The organism is Pseudomonas sp. BMS12 (assembly GCF_001592875.1).
Classification (GTDB): Bacteria; Pseudomonadota; Gammaproteobacteria; order Pseudomonadales; family Pseudomonadaceae; genus Aquipseudomonas.
The window spans coordinates 157600-178327 of the sequence record NZ_LSOF01000013.1 but is presented as its reverse complement, the minus strand read 5'-3'; the positions used below and the strand labels follow the sequence as shown (position 1 = coordinate 178327).

Here is a 20728-nt window from a genome sequence, read left to right as displayed (position 1 = left end):
GGTGCAGACCCAAAGCTTCAGGAGTCCCCCTCACCGATGCAACCCCAGGCCTTCTATAGCGTGGTAGCGGACGATTTCGCCGCCGTCGACGGTATCATCCGCCAGCAGCTGAAATCCCACGTTCCCCTGGTGGAAAAGATCGGCGACTACATCATCTCCGCCGGTGGCAAACGCCTGCGCCCGCTACTGGTGCTGCTCAGCGGTCGCGCCCTGGGTTATGAGGCCGACGATCTGCGCCTGCTCTCCGCCACCATCGAATTCCTGCACACCGCCACCCTGCTGCATGACGACGTGGTCGACATGTCCGGCATGCGCCGCGGCCGTGCCACCGCCAACGCCCAGTGGGGCAACGCGCCGAGCGTGCTGGTAGGCGACTTCCTTTATTCGCGCTCGTTCGAAATGATGGTCGAGCTGGGCTCCCTGCCGGTCATGCAGATCCTTTCCCGGGCTACCCGGGTCATCGCCGAGGGCGAGGTCCTGCAACTGTCCAAGGTGCGTGACGCCAGCACCACCGAGGAGACCTATATGGAGGTCATCCGCGGCAAGACCGCCATGCTGTTCGAGGCCTCGACCCACAGCGCCGCCGCGCTGGCCGGCGCCAGCGCTACGCAGACCCAGGCCCTGCAGCGCTTCGGCGACCACCTGGGCATCGCCTTCCAACTGGTCGATGACCTGCTCGACTACCAAGGCGATGCCGCGACCCTGGGCAAGAACGTTGGTGACGACCTGGCCGAAGGCAAACCGACCCTGCCGCTGATCTACACCATGCGCGAGGGTAGCGCCGAGCAGGCTGCCCTGGTACGCACGGCGATCCAGAAAGGCGGCATCGAGGACCTGGAAAGCATCCGCGCTGCGGTCCAGGCCTCCGGCGCCCTCGACTACACCGCACGTCTGGCCCGCGAGCATGCCGAACAGGCGATTGCCTGCCTCGACGGCCTGGAGCGCAACGCCCACCGCGACGCCCTGGTCGAGCTGAGTCACTTCGCCGTCGCCCGCACTCACTGAGCCATCTCAGGCAGCGATCAAGCCCGTCCATGCGACGGGCTTTTTATTGCCCGACAGATGGAAGCGATTGACGCTTGCTATTTATGTAATAAGAATTATTCTCATCTCAATCATGAATTCACAAGGAGATGAGCCATGACTTATCTGATCGACGCTTGGCTGGATCGCCCGCACCCCTACCTGCGCATTCTCAATCGCGAAACCGGCGAAGTCTGTGCGGTGCTGGAGGAGGAAGCCATCGACGAACTGCGCGACCAGGGCGACCTCGACCTGGCCAGCCTCAACTCCAGCGAGCCCAGTGTGCTCAAGGAGCTGGTACGCGGCCTGTTCCTCTTCTGCTACGCCCGAGCGCTGCGCCCACACGGCGAGACGCACTGAGCCGAGAACCGCACAGGCGGCGCCGCGGACGAGGCCAACGGCGGCACACTCCGGCCGGATCACACCGAGATAGGGAAAGATCGCTGCATGGGCTTAGCCCCATGCGCGAAGGCAAAGGCGCCCTCGCAGATGCCCGGACGCTCAGGACGAGCGCCCGGGCATCGCTTCTTACAGGATGTCGAGCAGCTCGACGTCGAACACCAGCACGCTGTGCGGCGGGATGCTGCCGGCAGCCTGGCCACCATAGGCCAGCTCGCTCGGCACATGCAGGCGCCACTTGCTGCCGGTACCCATCAGTTGCAGAGCCTCAACCCAGCCGGCGATCACGCCGCCCACCGGGAATTCCGCCGGCTGGCCGCGCTCGTAGGAGCTGTCGAACACGGTGCCGTCGATCAGGGTGCCATGGTAGTGGGTGCGTACATGGTCTTCGCGCGACGGCTTGGCGCCCTCGCCTGCCACCAGCACTTCGTACTGCAGGCCCGATTCCAGCACAGTCACGCCTTCACGCTTGGCGTTCTCGACCAGGTACTCGCGGCCAGCTGCGGCGGCAGCTTCGGCCTTGGCAGCGGCCTCGGCCTGCATGACTTCACGGATCACACGGAAGCTGGCGTTCAGCGCTTCGGGGGAAACCTGGCTCGGCTGGTTGCCGAATGCATCGCGCAGGCCCGCCACAATGGCCTCCAGGCTGGCGCCCGGCGGCGGGTTGTCGCGCAACTGGTCACCCAGCTGGCGGCCAATACCGTAGCTGACACGGGCTTCGTCGGTGGAGAGGTTCAGTTCGGACATGGCCGGGGCTCCGTCAGGGGGCAAAAAAAGGTCGGCCAGACTAGCACAGCCACCCGCAAACGAAACCGCCCGAGCACGGCGAAGCGGTCGGGCGGTTGATACGCGGGCAACAGATACCAGGTCAGTGCTTGGTCAGCTTGTCCAGATAACCCATGGCAAAGGCCGAAGCCACAAAAGCCATATGGATGATCACGTACCACATCAGGTACTCGGTCTTGATGTTCTCGGCATTCATGAACACCTTGAGCAGGTGAATCGAGGAAATCGCCACGATGGACGCCGCGACCTTCATCTTCAGCGAGCCGGAGTCCATCTTGCCCAGCCAGCTGAGCTTCTCCTTGCCATCATCGATGTCCAACTGGGACACGAAGTTTTCATAGCCGGAGATCATCACCATCACCAGCAGGCCGCCGACCAGCGCCATGTCGATCAGCGACAGGATCACCAGAATCAGGTCAGCCTCTGCCATGGAGAAGATGTTGGGGACGATGTGGAAGACTTCCTGGAAGAACTTCAAGGCCAACAGCAGCAGGCCAAGCGACAAGCCGAAGTAGATGGGTGCCAGCAACCAGCGCGAGGCGTACATCGTGTTTTCGATAAAGCGTTCCATAGGGTCTCGCCGAGTGGGGAAAATCGGCCGCGAGTATAACCAGCCGCCTCGTCCGCACAAAGACACGAAGCTTTGCAGGGTTTATCCCCGCAATCTGTGGATAACCTTGTGGGCAGGCCCGGGAATAATCGCTCCAGCGCCCGGCCATCTGCGCTGGCTATCAGATTGGGCAAAAAGCGTTCAGCTCTCCGGACGGAACATGCAATCGTCGACGCGACGTGAGCACTCGCCGTTCAAGCGGCGCAGCTCGGCCTGCAGATGCAGGCGCCAGATGGGCGGTTCGGCACAGGGCGCGTAGCCTTGCACAGCGAGGCACTGGGCGATCGATTCGAGCACCGCCTCAGCCACCTGAGGCCCGTGGAACGGGCCTTGCGCCTTGATAGCAGAAGGCTGTGCAGCGGACATGCCGGCCGCACAGAGCAAGGTCCACAGTCCTCGCTCCCCGGCCAGAGGGCGAATCTCGCACTCGATACGGGTGATCAGGCCGAGGCACTGACGGGTAAGACAGAGGCTACGCGGCATGGCGACGGTCCTCGCGTGGTCTGGCCTTCAGACTACACCCCGATAGCGCGCCGGGAAAAGGCCAAAGTTATCCCCGCATACTGTGGATAACTCTGTGGAAGGACCTGGGAAAAACCGCTGCCGGCAACGCCCCGTGCGGGCGCCGCCGGACTGCTCGGCGACTGACCAGCCGCCACCTCACTCCTTGACGATCTTTGGCACCGGCTTGGCTCTGGGTTTTGCTACCTTGGCTTTGGCCACATCCTTTTCCTTGTCCTTCTCTTCCTCCTCCATACCCAGCTCGGCGATGCTGCGCAGGCGCTCCACCACTCGTGCATTGACGCTGCCCTTGGCGAACTGGCCCTTGGCATCCTGCGCGCCGGCCGCCTCGCCGAGCAGCAGACCCAGCGCATCGTCGACATGGCGCACGGCATACACATGAAACTGCCCGGCACGCACCGCCTGTAGCACCCGTTCATCGAGCATCAGGTTGCTGACGTTGGAATGCGGGATGATCACGCCCTGCTCGCCGGTCAGGCCGCGCGCCTCACACAGGCGGAAGAAGCCCTCGATCTTCTCGTTGACCCCGCCGATGGCCTGTACCTCGCCGAACTGGTTGATCGAGCCGGTAATCGCGAAGCACTGCTTGAGCGGCATGCGCGCCAGCGCCGAGATCAGGGTGCAGACCTCGCCAAGCGAGGCGCTGTCGCCATCGACATAGCCGTAGGATTGCTCCAGGGCGATGCTGGCGGAGATTTCCAGGGGGAACTCCTGGGCGTAGCGACTGCCGAGGAAACCGGTGAGGATCATCACGCCCTTGGAGTGAATCGGCTGCCCCAGGTTGACCTCGCCCTCGATGTCGACGATGCCGCTGCCGCCCGGGTAGACGGTGGCGGAAATTCGCGCCGGCACGCCAAAGGCCGAGTCGCCGACCTGCAGCACGGTGAGGCCGTTGCACTTGCCGATGGCCGAGCCTTGAGTATCGATCAGGATGATGCCGGCCAGCATGTCGTCGATGATCCGCGCCGAGACCCGCCCGGTACGGTCGGCCTTGGCCTTGAGCGCGCGTTCGATGTGGCCTACGTCAGTCACCGTGTCGCCCGCCAGCTGGCGCACGAAGTCGGCCTCGCTGACCAGCTGGAACAGGTCGCCGATGCGCGCCGACAGGCGCCCCTGGTGTTCGGCCAGGCGCGCACTGTAGGTGGCCAGGCGCGCCACCGCAGCGGCGGTCAGCGGCGCCATGCCCTCTTCCGATGTGCGCGTCTTAAGCAGCTGGGCAAACTGCTCGAGACTGTCGTCGCCGAGGCTGATCTCCTCGTCGAAGTCGACCAGCACCCGGAACATCTCCTGGAAGTCCGAATCCATGTCCTGCAGCGCGTAATACAGCTGGCGCGAACCTATGATGATGACCTTGAGCTGTAACGCAATCATCTGCGGGCTGAGGGTCACGGTGGCGATGCGGCCGAGGTCGCCCAGCGGCGACTCCATTTTCAGCTGGCGCGAATGCAGGGCACGTTTGAGTGCGTCCCAGACGAAGGGCTCACCGAGCAGCTTCTCCGCCTCGACAATCAGGTAGCCGCCGTTGGCGCGATGCAGTGCCCCCGGACGCAACTGCCGGTAGCTGGTGTAGAGCGCGCCCTGGTCGGTGTTGTACTCGATACGACCGAACAGGTTGTCGTAGGTCGGGTGCGACTCGAACACCACCGGCACGCCGCCATCGACATGGTGACCGACCACCAGGCTGGGGCTGTACTGCTCCTCGAGCATCTCGCGGCGCTGGGCGTCCGGCTTGTCGTCCAGCAGCTGGTCGACCACGGTTTTCAGCAGGTTGACCTGCACGGCCTGAAGATAGGCGCAGACGCCGGCATTCTCCGCGTACTGCTGTGACAACGGCGCCAACAGCGGCTGCAGGGCCAGGCTGATGGTCTCCTCGTTGAGCTGGCGCATCTGGTTGCTGCTCTCGCGCTTCCATTGCGGCAGGCTGGCCAGCTCCTCGTTGAGACGCTCCTCCAGCTCGGAAATATCGACATGGAAGCGCTCGCGCTCGGCGTCTGGCAACTGGGCGAACTCGGCCTCGTCGAGGGCCTTGCCGTCTTTCATCGGCGTGAAGGCGATGTTGGTGCTGTCGCGATACAGGGCGACATCACGCTCCAGCGCCAGCTTCTCGATCAGATCCAAGGCCTTGTCGTAGCGCTGGTTGAAGACGCGGTCGATGGCGCTCTTCTTCTGCTGGTAGGTCGGCGTCTCAAACACCGCCGGAAAGGTCGCCAGCAGATTGTCGATCAGGTGACCGATGTCGGCGATGAAGGCCGCCGCGCTGCCGGCGGGCAACTGCAGGGCACGCGGCTCGCGCGGTTCATCGAAATGGTTGACGTAGACCCAGTCCGCCGGGGTCGGCTGGCGCTTGGCCTCGGCCTTGAGATAGCGCTGCACGAAGGAGAAGCGGCCGGTGCCCGGCTCGCCCATCACATAGACGTTGTAGCCCGGGCGCGGCATCGCGACGCCAAACTGCAGGGCCTCGACCGCGCGCTCCTGGCCAAGCACGCCGCGAAAAGGCTCGAGATCATCGGTGGTAACGAAGTTGAACTGGTCAGGGGCACAGGGGCGGGTCAGAGCATCGGGCGCCAGACGCAGGCTGGCAGCGAAGGATTCGGGCATCGGAAGTCCTTGTCGAAGCGGCGGGCCGCGAGATGGAGCCATTCTGGCGCCGCCTCGCCGCCGCTGGCAAGGCGCATTAGCCGCTCATGCCTGGTGCTTATCGGCACAGGCCAGACAGCACTCCGCGGCCGGTAGTGCCTGCAGGCGTGCAGGTTCGATAGGCTCGCCGCAGCGCTGACACTGGCCGTATGTGCCCTCGGCCAGACGCAGGCGTGCCAGCCCGACCTGACGCAACCCCGCCTCGGCTTCCGCCAGCAGCGCCTGCAGCACCTCGTCGTTCTGCCGCTCCTGGGCCTGCTCGGCGAAATCGGCGTTATGCGGCAATCCCAAGTCGTGGCGGATGGCCTTGGCGCGCCGACTGTACTCGTCGAACAAGCGTTCCAGCGCAGATCCGGGGTCGAAGCTCATGGCACACCTCCTAGCTGATTAGCTTCAGTGTGGCCGCTTTGTCTGCACTTGCATTGATCGCGATCAGGGCCTTGCTTGACAGGCTTGAACGAGCCTGCGAAAAGCGTTGCACAAAGCCCCGGAAGAAGGCGCCCCGCTTGAAACGGAAGTTGCCCTGGCTGGCCCTGTGCCTGGCCGCCCCCCTGCATGCCGGCCAAGTCGATCTGACCCAGCTGGCCGCCGACCCCTACTGGATTTCCCTCGGGCACTACGAACGCGGCACGCTCGGCGGCTGGAGCAGCTATGTCGATGACCGCGACTTCTTCCTCGCCGCCAACGGCGATCACGACCCATTGGCCGAACTGCAGGCCACCCGCGACGCGCTCTATGCCTCGCCGAGCCTGGGCGACAAGCACCCGCAATGCGTATTCCCCGCCCGCACTCGCTGGCTGCGCGAACGCCTGAGTCTGAACGATCTGCCCCAGGTCGAGTGCAGCGAATTCCGCAACTGGTACGCCGACATCAAGCCGCACAGCACGGTGCTGGTGTTCCCGGCGGCCTACCTGAACAGCCCCTCATCGATGTTCGGCCATACCCTGCTGCGCATCGACCAGGTCGATATCGACAGCGACAACACCGCCATGCTCAGCTATGCGGTGAACTTCGGCGCCTTCATCGAGGGCGCCGACAACAGCATCCTCTACGCCTGGAAGGGCCTGATGGGCGGCTACCCAGGCCTGTTCGCCCTGCTGCCCTACCGCGAGAAGATGGCCGAGTACAGCCGCCTGGAAAACCGCGACCTGTGGGAATACCGCCTCGACCTCACGGCCGAGGAAACCGGGCGCATGGTCGAACACCTGTGGGAGCTGAAACAGATCCAGTTCGATTACTTCTTCTTCGACGAGAACTGCTCCTACCGCCTGCTGGAACTGTTGGAAGTCGCCCGCCCCGGCCTCGAACTGACCGATGAATTCCCCCTCACCGCCATTCCCGCCGACACCGTGCGCGCCGTGAAGGACGCCGGCCTGGTGCAGCGCATCGACTACCGCCCCTCGCGGGAGAAGGAGCTGATGGCCCGCGCCGCGCCACTGGACGCCAATGAACTGCAATGGACCCAGGTGCTGGCCGCCGATGCCGGGCAGCTGCAGAACGCCGAGCTTCAGGCTCTGCCCGCCGAGCGCCGGGCCCTGGTACAGGATGCTGCCTTCCGCCTGCTGCGCTACCAGGCCAACAGCACCACGCGCGAGCCGGACAGCGCCCAGCGCAGCTACCAGCTGCTGCGCGCGATCAACCAGAATCCACCGCCGACCTTGCAGGTTGCGCGTCCGGACCTGCCCGAAGAGGGCCACGAGTCACGCACCTGGCAACTCGGCGTCGGCAGCCGCGGCGACCGTGCCTTCGCCGAATACGGCTTGCGCATGGCCTATCACGACCTCAACGACAACCTCAGCGGCTTTCCGCTGGGAGCACAGATCGAAATCCTCGGCCTCAAGCTGCGCCAGTACGAGGAAAACCACTGGCAACTGCAGGAACTCAACCTCGCCACCATCCGTTCGCTGACCCCGCGCAACGCCCTGCTGCAGCCCTGGAGCTGGCAGGTCGGTGGCGGATTGCAACGGGTACCCGGCGAAGATGGCGAGGAAACCCTGGTCAGCCACCTGAGTGGTGGCGTCGGCGGCACCTGGCAGCTGGGCGAGAACACGCTCGCCTACGCCCTGGGCACCGGCCGAGTGGAGCACAACTCCGACTTCGCGCCCTATCTCGCCTCGGCCATGGGCTTCGACAGCGGCCTGCTGTGGCGCAACGGCCTGGGCAACCTGAGCCTGGAAGCCAAGGGCGATTACTTCCACAACGGCGAGGTGCGCCGACGCCTGGCGCTGACCCAGCAATGGGAAGTGTCGCGCGACCTGGGCCTGCGCCTGAGCGCCGCCCGCGACTTCAGCAAAGTGGGCGACAGCGACAACGAAGTGATGCTGCAGCTGCGCTGGTACTACTACTGATCATGGCCGGGGCTCGTATTGTCATCCGATGCGAGCCCCGGCAAAAAGCAGATGACGCGCCGCCACCGACAGGATAAAAATCGACCGGGACTCAGGAACGAGTCGCTGCCGCCCCCCGCACAGAACAAGGACGTGCCATGCCCCGCTCTCCCCGCTTGACCCAGCTGTGGTTCCTCTATCCCCTGGTGATCGTCACGCCGCTGGCGTTGCTGGGCTGGTTCGACCCGATACTGGTCAACCCGGGCCGCTACCTGGAGCTGCTGTTCGCCAGCCTGCTGCTGATAGTGCTGACGATCAGCCTGATACTGCTGGCGCTCGCCGGCCAGCGCTCGTACCTGTGGCACTACCTGCATGAAAAGCGCTGGAGCAAGATCGGCTTCGTGCTCGTCCAATTGGCAGCGCTGCTGTTGATGGCACCCCCAGCCATGGCCCTGGGCATTCCCAGCCTGCTGCATCGACTGGGCTCCCAACCGGCCGAGCAGGTGGTCACCGTCGTCGGCAAGCACGCCCGCTACGAAGCGCCGCTGGGTTGCGCCGGCAAGCTTTATATCGCCGAGTACGACCATCTGCTCAACGACAGCCTGTGTGACCTGCCCTACGAGCTGTGGGCCACGGCCAAGCGCGACGACACCCTGCTGCTGACCGGCGAGCGCTCGTTGCTGGGTTTCAAACCGCTCCTGATCAGCCTGAGAAACCCGAACGGAGTGGAGACCACCTCCGGCCTGCCGCTGTTCACCGACGGATCGCCGGTTGTGGAGGAGAAATAAGAAAGGGGCCTGCAGGCCCCTTTCTTGTTTGCCACCGACGCTTACTGCGCCAGCTTCTTGTAACGCACCCGGTGCGGCTGTGCGGCGGCGTCGCCCAGGCGCTTCTTGCGATCGGCTTCGTACTCGGTGTAGTTGCCTTCGAAGAACTCGATGTGCGAGTCATCCTCGTACGCCAGGATGTGCGTGGCCACGCGGTCGAGGAACCAACGGTCGTGGGAAATCACGATGGCGGCGCCAGGGAAGTCGAGCAGCGCCTCTTCCAGGGAACGCAGGGTTTCCACGTCGAGGTCGTTGGACGGTTCGTCGAGCAGCAGGACGTTGGCGCCTTCCTTCAGGGTCAGGGCCAGGTGCAGACGGCCACGCTCACCACCGGAGAGGTCCTTGACGAACTTCTGCTGGTCACCGCCCTTGAAGTTGAAGCGACCGACATAACCGCGCGACGGCACCTCGTAGTTGCCGATGCGGATCATGTCGAGACCGTCGGACACGGCTTCCCACACGGTCTTGCTGCCGTCCAGGTCTTCGCGGCTCTGGTCGACGCAGGCCAGCTGCACGGTATCGCCGATCTCGATGGAACCGGAGTCCGGCTGCTCCTTGCCCATCAGCATGCGGAACAGGGTCGACTTACCGGCGCCGTTACCGCCGATCACGCCGACGATGGCGCCTTTCGGAATGCTGAACGACAGGTCGTCGATCAGCACGCGATCGCCGTAGCCCTTGGTGACGTTCTTGAACTCGATGACCTTGTCGCCCAGGCGCTGGCCGGCCGGGATGTAGATCTCGTTGGTCTCGGCGCGTTTCTGGAATTCCTGCGACTGCATTTCCTCGAAGCGCTGCAGGCGGGCCTTGGACTTGGACTGGCGGGCCTTGGCACCTTTGCGCACCCACTCCAGCTCTTCCTTCATGGCCTTCTCGTGGGCCGACTGCTGTTTGGATTCCTGGGCCAGACGATCCGACTTGGCTTCCAGCCAGCCGGAGTAGTTGCCCTCGTAAGGGATACCGGCGCCACGGTCGAGTTCGAGAATCCAGCCGGCGACGTTGTCGAGGAAGTAACGGTCGTGGGTGATCGCCACCACGGTGCCGGGGAAGTCGTGCAGGAAGTGCTCCAGCCAGGCCACCGAGTCGGCGTCCAGGTGGTTGGTCGGTTCGTCCAGCAGCAGCATGTCCGGGGCCGACAGCAGCAGGCGGCACAGTGCCACGCGGCGCTTCTCACCACCGGACAGGTGCTCGACCTTGGCGTCCCACGGCGGCAGGCGCAGGGCGTCGGCGGCGACTTCCAGCTGGCGCTCCAGGTTGTGGCCGTCGCTGGCCTGCAGAATGGCTTCGAGCTTGGCCTGCTCGGCGGCCAGGGCGTCGAAGTCGGCATCCGGCTCGGCGTAGGCGGCGTAGACCTCGTCGAGGCGAGCCTGGGCCTGCTTGATCTGGCCCACGGCCTCTTCGACGATCTCGCGCACCGTCTTGCTCGGGTCGAGCTGCGGCTCCTGCGGCAGGTAACCAACGTTGATGCCAGGCATGGCGCGGGCTTCGCCGTCGAACTCGGTGTCGACGCCGGCCATGATGCGCAGCAGGGTGGACTTACCCGCGCCGTTCAGGCCGAGCACGCCGATCTTGGCGCCCGGGAAGAACGACAGGGAGATGTTCTTGAGGATTTCCCGCTTCGGCGGCACGACCTTGCCGAGCCGATGCATGGTGTAGACGTATTGAGCCATGGTGACCTTGGTTCTGAATGACGGGTAAAGACGAAGGGGCGCTGCAGCGTTGGCCGATCGGCCGTGGCATAACCCCGGAGCAGGGAGCATCATAGCCGCTCGTGCCCGCGTGCGCGCGGCAAAGCTACCGTAATGCCCCGGGGGCCGGCAAACCACTCGACGAGCAGTGATAGCACTTTGCCGCTTTTGCAGGCATGCTAGCCCGCTTCGATTTCCTGCCCATGCCCGCTCCGGCAGCCGTATCCGCAGGGTTTAACGCGTGCCCCGACTCCACCTCCGCAGCAGCCGTACCCCTGGTGATACCGCCAGACCTAATCGTGGCTCCCTGAAAGGCCTGCTGGCGCTGCTGGTAGCGCTGATGCTCGGCCTGTTGCTGTGGCAGCTGTATCAGGAAACCCGTCAGCTGGAGCAGGTGCAGCTGCAACGCAATCAGGAACACGCCGCACAACTGGCCGAACAACTGGGCCTGGTGCTGCGCCTGAAGGCCGAAGCCGGTCAGGCCTTTCTCTCCAGTTACGCCAGCCAACCCGTCGCCAGCGAGCAGCGCCAGCAATTGCTTGAGCGCCTGCGCGGCGTGTACCCCGCCCTGCACAGTCTGGCCTGGGTCGACGCGCAGGGTCAGTTGCAGGCCGATAGCGCACCGCAGGCAGCCGATGCAACGCTGGCCTGGCCGCAGCAGGATTACCACTTCGCCTACCACGACGGCCTGATTCGCCTCAGCCTGCACGCCGCCGATCACCCCGGCGGCTGGCGCATACGCCTGACCCCCGAGGCCTTCAGCCACTGGCTGCCCGCCCAGGCCGAGAGCCTGACCTGGCAACTGCGTGATGAACGCGACGGTGTCAGCATGCTGCGCCATGGTGGCCCCGGCCCTCGCGCCAGTGCCGTCGGCGACTACCCCGTACAGGGCAGCGACTGGCAGGTACAGGCGCTGTTCGACGCCACCCGCCTGCACATCCAGCTGCTGCCGCTGCAGGCCGGCAAACTGCTGCTGTTCATTCTCTGCGCCGTGCTGGCCCTGCTCGCCCTGTTCAGCCTGCTGCGCGAGCAACGCAGCCTGCGCGAATCCCAGGCGTTGTCGCGCCGCGCCCTGGAGGATGCCATCGGCGCACTCGGCGCCATCGACGAGCGCGTGCTGGTGACCCAACCCGATGGCCATATCAGTTACCTCAACCCCCGAGCCGAGCAGATGTTCGGTCTGGATCTGGGCACTGCCAGCCAGATGCACCTGTTGCAGTTGCTGCCGGGCCTGGCCCCCTGGCTGAACAGCGCCTTTTACGAACAGAGCGAACCGATCGAGGTGTTGCTGGACGGCCGCACCCGCCTGTTCAACGTCACCTGCCACACGCTCTACACCGACAATCCCGAGCCTGGACGGGCCTGGGTGCTGCGCGACGTGACCGAAGAACGCCAGGCCCTGCGCGTGCTGCAGGACACGCGCAGGCGCTATCAGGACATCTTCGAAGGCAGTGGTGTCGCCCTCTGCGTGCTCGACCTGTTCGAACTCAAGGCCTTCCTTGAGGCCCAGGGCCTGCGCCACAGCTCGCAGCTGCCGGCCTGGCTGGAAGGCGCCGAGGAACGCAGCCACGAACTGCTCAGCCACATACGGATCAGCGAGGTCAATCGCGTTGCCCAGCAACTGATCGGCGTGGAGTCACCCGCGGACATCTGGCAGCACCTGATCGGCAGCACGCCATTACGCCCGCAAGGCGCGCGTTTCGGCCTGATCGCCGCCCTGCTCGACGGCAACCGCGACATGATGGTGGAAACCCGCATGCGCACGCCCCAGGGCCATGAGCGCTACCTGTGGCTGACCCTGCAACTGCCCAAGCGCCGCGAAGAGCTGCGCGCGGTGACCCTGAGCATCCACGACATCACCAGTCGCAAGCGGGTCGAACTTTCGCTGGTCGAACGCGAGCGCTTCTGGTCCGATGTGCTGCGCGCGGTGCCGGACACCCTGTACGTGCACGACATGAGCAACAACCGCGTGTTGTTCAGCAACGACCGCCTGGGCCCCGACCTGGGCTACAGCAAGGACGAACTCAAGCGCTTCGGCGCGCGGCTGTGGGAAAAGATCCTCCACCCCGACGACGTCGAGCTGTACCAGCGCGTGCGCAACCTGCAGAAGGTGGTGGGCGACGGGCAATTGCTCAACTGCCAGTTGCGCTGGCGCCACCGCGACGGCAGCTGGCACTGGTTCGACATTCGCGAGCACGCCCTCAGTCGCGACCGTCACGGCCGGGTCAGCCGCCTGATCGGCGTGGCCAAGGACATCACCGGGGAAATCGCCGCCCAGGCCAGCCTGCGCGACAGTGAGCGCAGCTACCGCCTGCTGGCGGAAAGCATGAGCGACGTGATTCTCTCCAGCGACAGCCACCTGCGCCTCAACTATGTCAGCCCGTCAGCGCAGAACTTCTTCGGTTACAGCCCGGAATGGCTGCTGCAGAACGGCGTGCTCGGCACCCTCACCAACCCGCGCCAGCTCGAACAGCTAATGGAGTTGTGGGAGGAAATCAGCGACGCCCTCGGCAGCACCGAACAGCTGTTGACCATCGAGCGGCGCCTGGCCGAACAGACCCTGATCTTCGACAGCATGCGCGCCGACGATCGCAAGATCACGGTGGAGATGCGCCTGTCGCTGATGCGGGACGAGCAGGGCCGCTTCGAGGGCGTGCTTGGCATCGGCCGCGACGTGTCCCAGCAGCGCCGCGCCGAGCGCGACCTGCGCATGGCCGCCACGGTCTTCGAGCACTCCACCGCGGCGATCCTGGTCACCGACCCGGCCGGCTACATCGTGCGCATCAACGAAACCTTCCAGCGCATCACCGGCTATGCCGGCAACGAGGTGCTCGATCAGTTTCCCAACATGCTCACCGCCGACCGTCAGCAAGCCGCGCAATTCACCTACATCATCGCCCAGCTCAACCAGCGCGGCAGCTGGGAGGGTGAACTCTGGCTCAAGCGCAAGGGTGGCGAGCAGTTCCCGGCCTGGGTCGGCATTACCGCGGTGCATGATGATGACGGCGACCTGGTCAGCTACGTGTGTTTCTTCAACGACATCAGCGAGCGCAAGGCCAGCGAGCAGCGCATCCATCGCCTGGCCTACTACGACGCCCTGACCCTGCTACCCAACCGCACCCTGTTCCAGGACCGCCTGCACACCGCCCTGCAGCATGCCGAGCGGCATGACGAGTGGGTGGTGCTGATGTTCCTCGACCTCGACCGCTTCAAGCCGATCAACGACTCCCTCGGCCACGCCGCCGGCGACCGCATGCTCAAGGACGTGGCCGTGCGTCTGGCCGCCTGCGTCGCCGAAGACGACACCGTGGCGCGCATGGGCGGCGACGAATTCACCCTGCTACTACAACCGCGCAACACCCGTGAAGGCGCCCTGAATCGGGCCATCCACGTGGCCGAGCAGATCCTCGCCAGCCTGGCCCAGCCCTTCGTCCTGCAAGGCCGCGAGTTCTTCGTCACCGCCAGCGTCGGCATCGCCCTGGCACCGCAGGATGGCGACGAGCTGAGCCAGTTGATGAAGAACGCCGACACGGCGATGTACCACGCCAAGGAACGCGGCAAGAACAACTTCCAGTTCTACCAGGCAGAGATGAACGCCACCGCCCTGCAGCGTCTGGAGCTGGAGAGCGACCTGCGCCACGCCCTGGAACAGGAGCAGTTCGTGCTCTATTACCAGCCGCAGCTGTCCGGCGACGGCCGGCGCCTGACCGGGGTCGAGGCGCTGCTGCGCTGGAACCATCCACGTCGCGGCCTGGTGGCGCCGGACGAGTTCATTCCGGTGCTGGAGGAGCTGGGCCTGATCGTCCAGGTCGGCGACTGGGTCATCGCCGAAGCCTGCCGCCAGCTCAAGGCCTGGCATGAAGCCAAGATGCGCCTGCCGAAGATCTCGGTGAACCTGTCGGCCCGCCAGTTCGCCGACGGTCAGCTGGGCATGCGCATCTCGCGCATGCTCGGCGACAGCGACCTGCCACCGGCCTGCCTGGAGCTGGAACTGACCGAGAGCATCCTGATGCGCGACGTCGGTGAGACCATGCCGGTACTGGCAAGCCTCAAACGCCTGGGCCTGTCCATCGCCGTGGACGACTTCGGCACCGGCTACTCCTCGCTCAACTACCTCAAGCAGTTCCCCATCGACGTACTTAAGATCGACCGCAGCTTCGTCGACGGCCTGCCCGGCGAGCAGGATGCGCAGATCGCCCGTGCCATCATCGCCATGGCCCACAGCCTCAACCTGTCGGTGATCGCCGAGGGTGTGGAAACCCAGGAACAGCTGGATTTCCTACGCGAGCACGACTGCGACGAGGTACAGGGCTACCTGTTCGGCAAGCCCATGGCGGCCAGTCAGTTCGAGGCGCAATTCGGCGGCACAGCCCTGTTCGTGCTGACCTGAAATCCACAGGGTGAGCACCGCTTGTCCGCGACTTGACCGCCTTTCATGTGCCAGGCCGCAGGACATCGGGTAGAATGCGCGCCTTCCTTAGAACCTGTTGACGATCTGCCGCGCGTCGGTCCTGTGTCGTTAGACAGACTCTTACTACCGCCCGCTGATAGATCAGGTGACCACCATGTTCAGCCGTGATTTGACCATTGCCCGCTACGATGCAGAACTCTTCGCCGCCATGGAGCAAGAAGCCCAGCGCCAGGAAGAGCACATCGAACTGATCGCCTCCGAGAACTACACCAGCCCGGCGGTAATGGAAGCCCAGGGCAGCGTGCTGACCAACAAGTACGCCGAAGGCTACCCGGGCAAGCGCTACTACGGCGGCTGCGAATACGTCGACGTGGTCGAGCAGCTGGCCATCGATCGTGCCAAGGAGCTGTTCGGCGCCGACTACGCCAACGTCCAGCCGCACGCCGGCTCCCAGGCCAACAGCGCCGTCTACCTGGCCCTGCTCAGCGCCGGTGACACCATCCTCGGCATGAGCCTGGCCCATGGCGGCCACCTGACCCACGGCGCCTCCGTCTCCTCCTCCGGCAAGCTGTACAACGCCGTGCAGTACGGCATCAACGACCAGGGCCTGATCGACTACGACGAAGTCGAGCGTCTGGCCGTCGAGCACAAGCCGAAAATGATCGTCGCCGGTTTCTCCGCCTACTCGCAGGTACTGGACTTCGCCCGCTTCCGCGCCATCGCCGACAAGGTCGGTGCCTACCTGTTCGTCGACATGGCCCACGTGGCCGGTCTGGTCGCCGCCGGCGTGTACCCGAACCCGGTACCGTTCGCCGACGTGGTCACCACCACTACCCACAAGACCCTGCGCGGCCCGCGCGGCGGCCTGATCCTCGCGCGCAAGAACGAAGAGATCGAGAAGAAGCTCAACTCCGCCGTCTTCCCAGGCGCTCAGGGTGGCCCGCTGGAGCACGTGATCGCCGCCAAGGCCATCTGCTTCAAGGAAGCTCTGCAGCCCGAGTTCAAGGCCTATCAGCAGCAAGTGGTGAAGAACGCCCAGGCCATGGCCAGCGTGTTCATCGAGCGCGGTTTCGACGTGGTTTCCGGTGGCACGCAGAACCACCTGTTCCTGCTGTCGCTGATCAAGCAGGACATCACCGGTAAGGACGCCGACGCCGCCCTGGGTCGTGCCTTCATCACTGTGAACAAGAATAGCGTGCCGAACGATCCGCGCTCGCCCTTCGTCACTTCCGGTCTGCGCATCGGTACCCCGGCAGTCACCACCCGCGGCTTCAAGGAAGCCGAGTGCCAGGAACTCGCCGGCTGGATCTGTGACATCCTGCAGAACATGGGCGACGAGTCCGTGGTCGACGCAGTACGCGAGAAGGTCAAGGCCATCTGCGCCAAGCTGCCGGTGTACGGCAACTAAGCGTCAGACGCACAAGAAAAAGCCCGGCCAAATGGCCGGGCTTTTTTGTTGCTGCCAGGTTTAAGCAGGCTGCTTGGCGTAGCGCGCCAGACGCCCGTCGCGGCTCATCACCTCCAGGGTGGCTGCCAGCACCTGCTCGCCGGTAGCAGTCTCGCTGGCGAAGATTTCGCCGAAGTGCTCATGGGTCACCTGGGCGAAGTGCTGACGATCCTGCTGTTCGATGCCGAGCAGGGTGGCATAGGCGTCCAGCGCCTCGCCCTGGCCCTGGGCCATGTCTTCGGCAATGTTGTCGAGCATGCCGTTCATGGCGAAGATCGAGCGGCCGCCGTACCCCAGCTTGACACTGGTGTCACAGCCGTTGGTGCCGGAGGTCATGCCGAAAGTGGCATTACCCGAAGTACCATTGGTGGTGGTTGCCAGGAAGTGCGGAACAAAGCCGCGCTGGCCGTCGAATACCATGTTGCCCCAACCACAACCATTGCCACCCGCAGCCTCGGCGAAAACACCCGCGCTGGCCATACTCAGCACACCGAACAGCAACCCTTTGCCCAACAGTCGTTTTGTCATGTCCATTGCTCCGCAATTAGTAGGTCATCAAACCGCCATAGCAGCTTTGGTTACAGTTGCCACTCTGTCAAACCAGCACGGCCCACCCATCGGCAAATGGCTGACCGTTGGCTATAGTGTCTTAAACCCTTCAGGAGTCTTGGCATGAGTGAATCTGCCACCGAGCGTCGGCGCTTTCAGCGCATAGCCTTCGACGCCGCCACCGAACTCGCTCAGGGCGAGCGGCGTTGGGCGGTCAGCCTGCATGACGTGTCTCTCAAGGGGCTGCTGGTCAAACGCCCGCGTGGCTGGAACGGCGATCCGGACCAACCCTTCATGGCCACCATTACCCTGGATGCCAATACCCAGCTGCAGATGGAAGTGGTGCTCACCCGTACCCGCGACGAGCTGCTCGGCTTCGTCTGCCGGCACATAGACTTGGATTCGATCAGCCACCTGCGGCGTCTGGTGGAGCTCAACCTCGGTGACGAGAGCCTGCTGGAGCGGGAACTGGCGGCGCTGGGCGAAGACGACTAGCTCAAGCGTTGATGAACAAGGGCGCCAATCGGCGCCCTTGTTCTATCTGATCTGGCTCACTTGCCCCCGCTGGTGCCAGGCTTCAGCCGACGCAAGCGCGTCAGCACCCGGCGCGCACCCATGCTCGCCTCGCGACGCGCCTCGGCGTTATCGCGCGGCCGACCCGGCTCGTAATTGAGGGTTTTGGCGAAGAAGTCGAAGAACAGGAACATGGGGCCATCTCCTTTTTATGGACAGCCCCATGCTCCCAGCTCGCCGCCCGGAGGCGCTTGATCTGCGACAACACTGACTAGCAGCCGTCAGCGACAGAGCGTCGCAGCCCGCCTACTCGAAAAGGGCATCCAGCGCCTGCTCCAGGCGCGTCACGGCGATCACCTGCAGCCCTGGCGGCGCCTCCTTGGGCGCATTGCCCTTGGGCACGATGGCGCGCTTGAAGCCGTGTTTGGCCGCCTCCTTGAGGCGTTCCTGACCGCTCGGCACCGGGCGGATCTCGCCAGACAGACCGATCTCGCCGAACACCAACAGGTCGTGCGGCAACGGCTTGTTGCGCAGGCTGGAGATCACCGCCGCCATCAGCGCCAAATCCGAGGCCGTCTCCAGCACCTTGACCCCGCCGACCACGTTGAGGAACACGTCCTGGTCGTAGGTGGGAATGCCGCCATGGCGGTGCAGCACGGCCAGGAGCATGGCCAGGCGATTCTGATCCAGACCCAGCGTGACGCGTTTCGGGTTGGCCATGTGGCTAGTGTCGACCAGCGCCTGCACCTCCACCAGCATCGGCCGGGTGCCTTCCCAGGTCGCCATCACCACGCTGCCGGGCACCGCCTCCTGGGCACGGGTGAGAAAGATCGCCGAGGGGTTGGTGACCTCCTTGAGGCCCTTGTCGGTCATGCCGAACACACCCAGCTCATTGACCGCGCCGAAGCGGTTCTTCACCGCACGCAGCAGGCGCAGGCGGCCGTCGGATTCGCCCTCGAAATACAGCACGGTGTCGACCATGTGTTCCAGCACGCGCGGGCCGGCCAGGGCGCCCTCCTTGGTCACGTGGCCGACCAGGAAGATCGCCGTGCCGCTCTGCTTGGCGTAGCGCACCAGCAGCGCCGCGCTCTCGCGCACCTGGGCCACGCCACCGGGCGCCGACTGCAGCTGCTCGGTGAAGATGGTCTGGATCGAGTCGATCACCATCACCTTGGGCTGCTCGCGGCGGGCCACGTCGATGATCGACTCGATGCAGGTCTCGGTCATCACCTTGAGCTTGTCCTGCGGCAGCTCCAGGCGCCGCGCGCGCATGGCCACCTGCTGCTGGGATTCCTCGCCGGTGACGTATAGAGCAGGGAGGCGCTGGGCGATATTGCACAGGGTCTGCAGCAGGATGGTCGACTTGCCGATGCCAGGATCGCCGCCGATCAGCACCACCGAGCCGTCCACCAGGCCGCCACCGAGCACCCGATCCAGCTCGCCGGAGACGGTGGAAAAACGCGGCACCTCCTCGACGCTGACTTCGGCCAGGGTCTTGATCTGCGCCTGCTGCCCGGCCCAGCCGCCGCGCCCGGACGGCGCAGCGGCGCCGCCGCTCTCGATCACGGTCTCGGTCAGGGTATTCCAGGCGCCGCACTCGCCGCACTGCCCGGCCCACTTGGGGAAGGTGGCGCCGCACTCGGTGCAGCCATACATGCGCTTGGCCTTGGCCATGGAACTCTCCGCCGCGTCAAAAGCGGCGATAATAGCGCCACGCCACGCCACGAGTCGCCCCATCATGCAGATCGAACTGATCCCCACCACGCCCGAGCAGCTGCCGCTGATCGCCAACCTCTACCAGTACTACGCCTACGAGTCGTCGGACTGGGAGCAGGAGGACGTGGAAACGGATGGTCGCTTCTACATCCACCAGCCCCATCTGCAGCGTTACTGGCAGGACGAAGGCTGGAGCGCGCAGCTGATCCTGGTCGATGGCTTCATCGCCGGCTTCCTGCTGATCGAACGCAGCGAGCTGCCCGGCATCGACGCTCTGGAGCTGGCCGACCTGTTCATCCTGAAGAGATACCGCCGTCAGGGCATCGGCCGCGCGCTGGTACAACAGGTACTGGGCAGCGGCGGCACCTGGCTGTTGCGTTTCTATGGCCAGGACGAGCTGGCCGCAGCCTTCTGCCGGCAGATGCTCGTCGAGGTGCCGCTGGGTACGCGGCAGATCTGGCCGGACGATGATGCCGAGCTACTCAGCTACCTGATCAACCCGCCGCTGCACTGAGGCTCAGCCCTTGCAGCCGTTGCCGCAGCCACAGCACTGCCCGGCGGCACGCTTGAGCTGGCGAGCCAGATCGTCCTTGAGACCGACACGTGTCTGCTTCAACTGACCGAGCGCGGCAGTGTCGAGCGTCTCGATACCGTCCTCGACCCGGCAGATGCGCTTGTCCAGCGCCTCGTACTCCTCGGCCAGGCGGGCGAAGTGCTCGTCGCCCTGGCGCAACTGCTGCAGCTGGGCACGCAATTCCGGGAAGTCGCGGACGAGGGGATGATGATCGACATGCATGGCACTACTCCTGAATGGGCATGCGCTCACCCTAGCCCTCCGCCGCATCGGCCTCATTGATCGGGATCAAGCCAGTACGACCGTCCGCCACCTGAGCAACGCCGACACCAAGCACTGAGCTAGGCTGAAACAAGCCAGTACTATCGGGAGTCCCCACCATGCCGCTCGAACATCATCCCCTCGTCCGTGAGTTTCCCGAGTTCCGCCAACAGATGCAGGCCCTGCATGCCAGTGACCCGCACTTCGCGCAAATGGCCCTGCACTACGAAACGCTGGATAAACGCATCTACGAAGTGGAGGACGGCCGCCAGTCTCTCGATGACCTGGCCCTGCAAGCCCTGAAGAATGAGCGGGTGATACTCAAGGACCAGATCGCCGAACGCCTGAGCAAAGCCAACGGCGCCGGTGGCTGAAGCCGACCGTGGCAGGCCTCCCTGGCTGGTTTACACTGCAGCGCATAACCAGAAACCAGGGAGT

19 protein-coding genes are annotated in these 20728 nt (G+C 64.7%); 9 read left to right on the top strand and 10 right to left on the bottom strand.

Annotation, left to right across the window (positions count from 1 at the left end; genetic code table 11):
- Window positions 1-36: 36 nt before the first annotated feature.
- Window positions 37-1005, top strand: a complete 969-nt coding sequence (locus AYB31_RS13270) for a polyprenyl synthetase family protein (RefSeq protein WP_068829164.1) — start codon at window positions 37-39, stop codon at window positions 1003-1005.
- A 135-nt stretch (window positions 1006-1140) separates the two neighbouring features.
- On the top strand, window positions 1141-1383 hold the full coding sequence (locus tag AYB31_RS13265; protein ID WP_068829163.1) for a PA4570 family protein: 243 nt from the start codon (window positions 1141-1143) through the stop codon (window positions 1381-1383).
- Between the two features lie 168 nt (window positions 1384-1551).
- Here AYB31_RS13265 and AYB31_RS13260 read toward each other — a convergent pair whose 3' ends face one another.
- From AYB31_RS13260 to AYB31_RS13240, 5 genes are all read right to left on the bottom strand, one after another.
- Window positions 1552-2169: an FKBP-type peptidyl-prolyl cis-trans isomerase gene (locus AYB31_RS13260; protein ID WP_068829162.1), complete on the bottom strand. Its 618-nt coding sequence runs from the start codon at window positions 2167-2169 to the stop codon at window positions 1552-1554.
- 121 nt (window positions 2170-2290) lie between these two features.
- Window positions 2291-2779, bottom strand: coding sequence for a TIGR00645 family protein (locus AYB31_RS13255; protein WP_068829161.1), 489 nt, complete (start codon window positions 2777-2779; stop codon window positions 2291-2293).
- 180 nt (window positions 2780-2959) lie between these two features.
- Complete coding sequence (locus AYB31_RS13250; RefSeq protein ID WP_068829160.1) at window positions 2960-3301, bottom strand: PA4575 family protein; 342 nt, start codon at window positions 3299-3301, stop codon at window positions 2960-2962.
- 177 nt (window positions 3302-3478) lie between these two features.
- The gene (locus tag AYB31_RS13245; protein ID WP_068829159.1) at window positions 3479-5938 is read right to left on the bottom strand and encodes a Lon protease family protein; all 2460 of its coding nucleotides are present in this window, start codon (window positions 5936-5938) and stop codon (window positions 3479-3481) included.
- Window positions 5939-6022: 84 nt separating this feature from the next.
- The gene (locus AYB31_RS13240) at window positions 6023-6346 is read right to left on the bottom strand and encodes a TraR/DksA family transcriptional regulator (RefSeq protein WP_068829158.1); all 324 of its coding nucleotides are present in this window, start codon (window positions 6344-6346) and stop codon (window positions 6023-6025) included.
- Between the two features lie 137 nt (window positions 6347-6483).
- On the opposite strand from AYB31_RS13240, the gene AYB31_RS13235 reads away from it, so the two are divergent.
- Window positions 6484-8325, top strand: coding sequence for an Lnb N-terminal periplasmic domain-containing protein (locus AYB31_RS13235; protein ID WP_068829157.1), 1842 nt, complete (start codon window positions 6484-6486; stop codon window positions 8323-8325).
- A gap of 137 nt (window positions 8326-8462) precedes the next feature.
- Window positions 8463-9092, top strand: a complete 630-nt coding sequence (locus AYB31_RS13230) for a hypothetical protein (protein WP_068829156.1) — start codon at window positions 8463-8465, stop codon at window positions 9090-9092.
- Window positions 9093-9133: 41 nt separating this feature from the next.
- Here AYB31_RS13230 and ettA read toward each other — a convergent pair whose 3' ends face one another.
- Entirely contained in the window at window positions 9134-10801 is a 1668-nt protein-coding gene (gene ettA / locus AYB31_RS13225) for an energy-dependent translational throttle protein EttA (protein WP_068829155.1), read from the bottom strand.
- A 358-nt stretch (window positions 10802-11159) separates the two neighbouring features.
- On the opposite strand from ettA, the gene AYB31_RS13220 reads away from it, so the two are divergent.
- A complete protein-coding gene (locus AYB31_RS13220; protein ID WP_082805296.1) occupies window positions 11160-15209 on the top strand; it encodes an EAL domain-containing protein in 4050 nt (1349 codons plus the stop codon).
- A 175-nt stretch (window positions 15210-15384) separates the two neighbouring features.
- The gene (gene glyA, locus AYB31_RS13215) at window positions 15385-16638 is read left to right on the top strand and encodes a serine hydroxymethyltransferase (protein WP_068829154.1); all 1254 of its coding nucleotides are present in this window, start codon (window positions 15385-15387) and stop codon (window positions 16636-16638) included.
- A gap of 60 nt (window positions 16639-16698) precedes the next feature.
- On the opposite strand, the gene AYB31_RS13210 is transcribed toward glyA, so the two are convergent.
- On the bottom strand, window positions 16699-17205 hold the full coding sequence (locus AYB31_RS13210; protein ID WP_068829153.1) for a DUF3015 domain-containing protein: 507 nt from the start codon (window positions 17203-17205) through the stop codon (window positions 16699-16701).
- Window positions 17206-17349: 144 nt separating this feature from the next.
- Between AYB31_RS13210 and AYB31_RS13205 the strand changes: the two genes are divergently transcribed.
- On the top strand, window positions 17350-17721 hold the full coding sequence (locus AYB31_RS13205) for a PilZ domain-containing protein (protein ID WP_068829152.1): 372 nt from the start codon (window positions 17350-17352) through the stop codon (window positions 17719-17721).
- A gap of 56 nt (window positions 17722-17777) precedes the next feature.
- Here AYB31_RS13205 and AYB31_RS21720 read toward each other — a convergent pair whose 3' ends face one another.
- Both AYB31_RS21720 and radA read right to left on the bottom strand, forming a co-directional pair.
- Window positions 17778-17933 (bottom strand): hypothetical protein, encoded by a 156-nt coding sequence (locus AYB31_RS21720; RefSeq protein ID WP_161489382.1) that lies wholly within the window; start codon window positions 17931-17933, stop codon window positions 17778-17780.
- Window positions 17934-18045: 112 nt separating this feature from the next.
- On the bottom strand, window positions 18046-19413 hold the full coding sequence (radA, locus tag AYB31_RS13200) for a DNA repair protein RadA (RefSeq protein ID WP_068829151.1): 1368 nt from the start codon (window positions 19411-19413) through the stop codon (window positions 18046-18048).
- 64 nt (window positions 19414-19477) lie between these two features.
- Here radA and AYB31_RS13195 point away from each other — a divergent pair, with 64 nt between their 5' ends.
- On the top strand, window positions 19478-19969 hold the full coding sequence (locus AYB31_RS13195; protein ID WP_068829150.1) for a GNAT family N-acetyltransferase: 492 nt from the start codon (window positions 19478-19480) through the stop codon (window positions 19967-19969).
- 3 nt (window positions 19970-19972) lie between these two features.
- Here the strand turns inward: AYB31_RS13195 and AYB31_RS13190 are convergent, their stop codons facing one another.
- Complete coding sequence (locus AYB31_RS13190) at window positions 19973-20251, bottom strand: YdcH family protein (protein WP_068829149.1); 279 nt, start codon at window positions 20249-20251, stop codon at window positions 19973-19975.
- 158 nt (window positions 20252-20409) lie between these two features.
- On the opposite strand from AYB31_RS13190, the gene AYB31_RS13185 reads away from it, so the two are divergent.
- Window positions 20410-20664 (top strand): YdcH family protein, encoded by a 255-nt coding sequence (locus AYB31_RS13185; RefSeq protein WP_068829148.1) that lies wholly within the window; start codon window positions 20410-20412, stop codon window positions 20662-20664.
- Window positions 20665-20728: the final 64 nt, after the last annotated feature.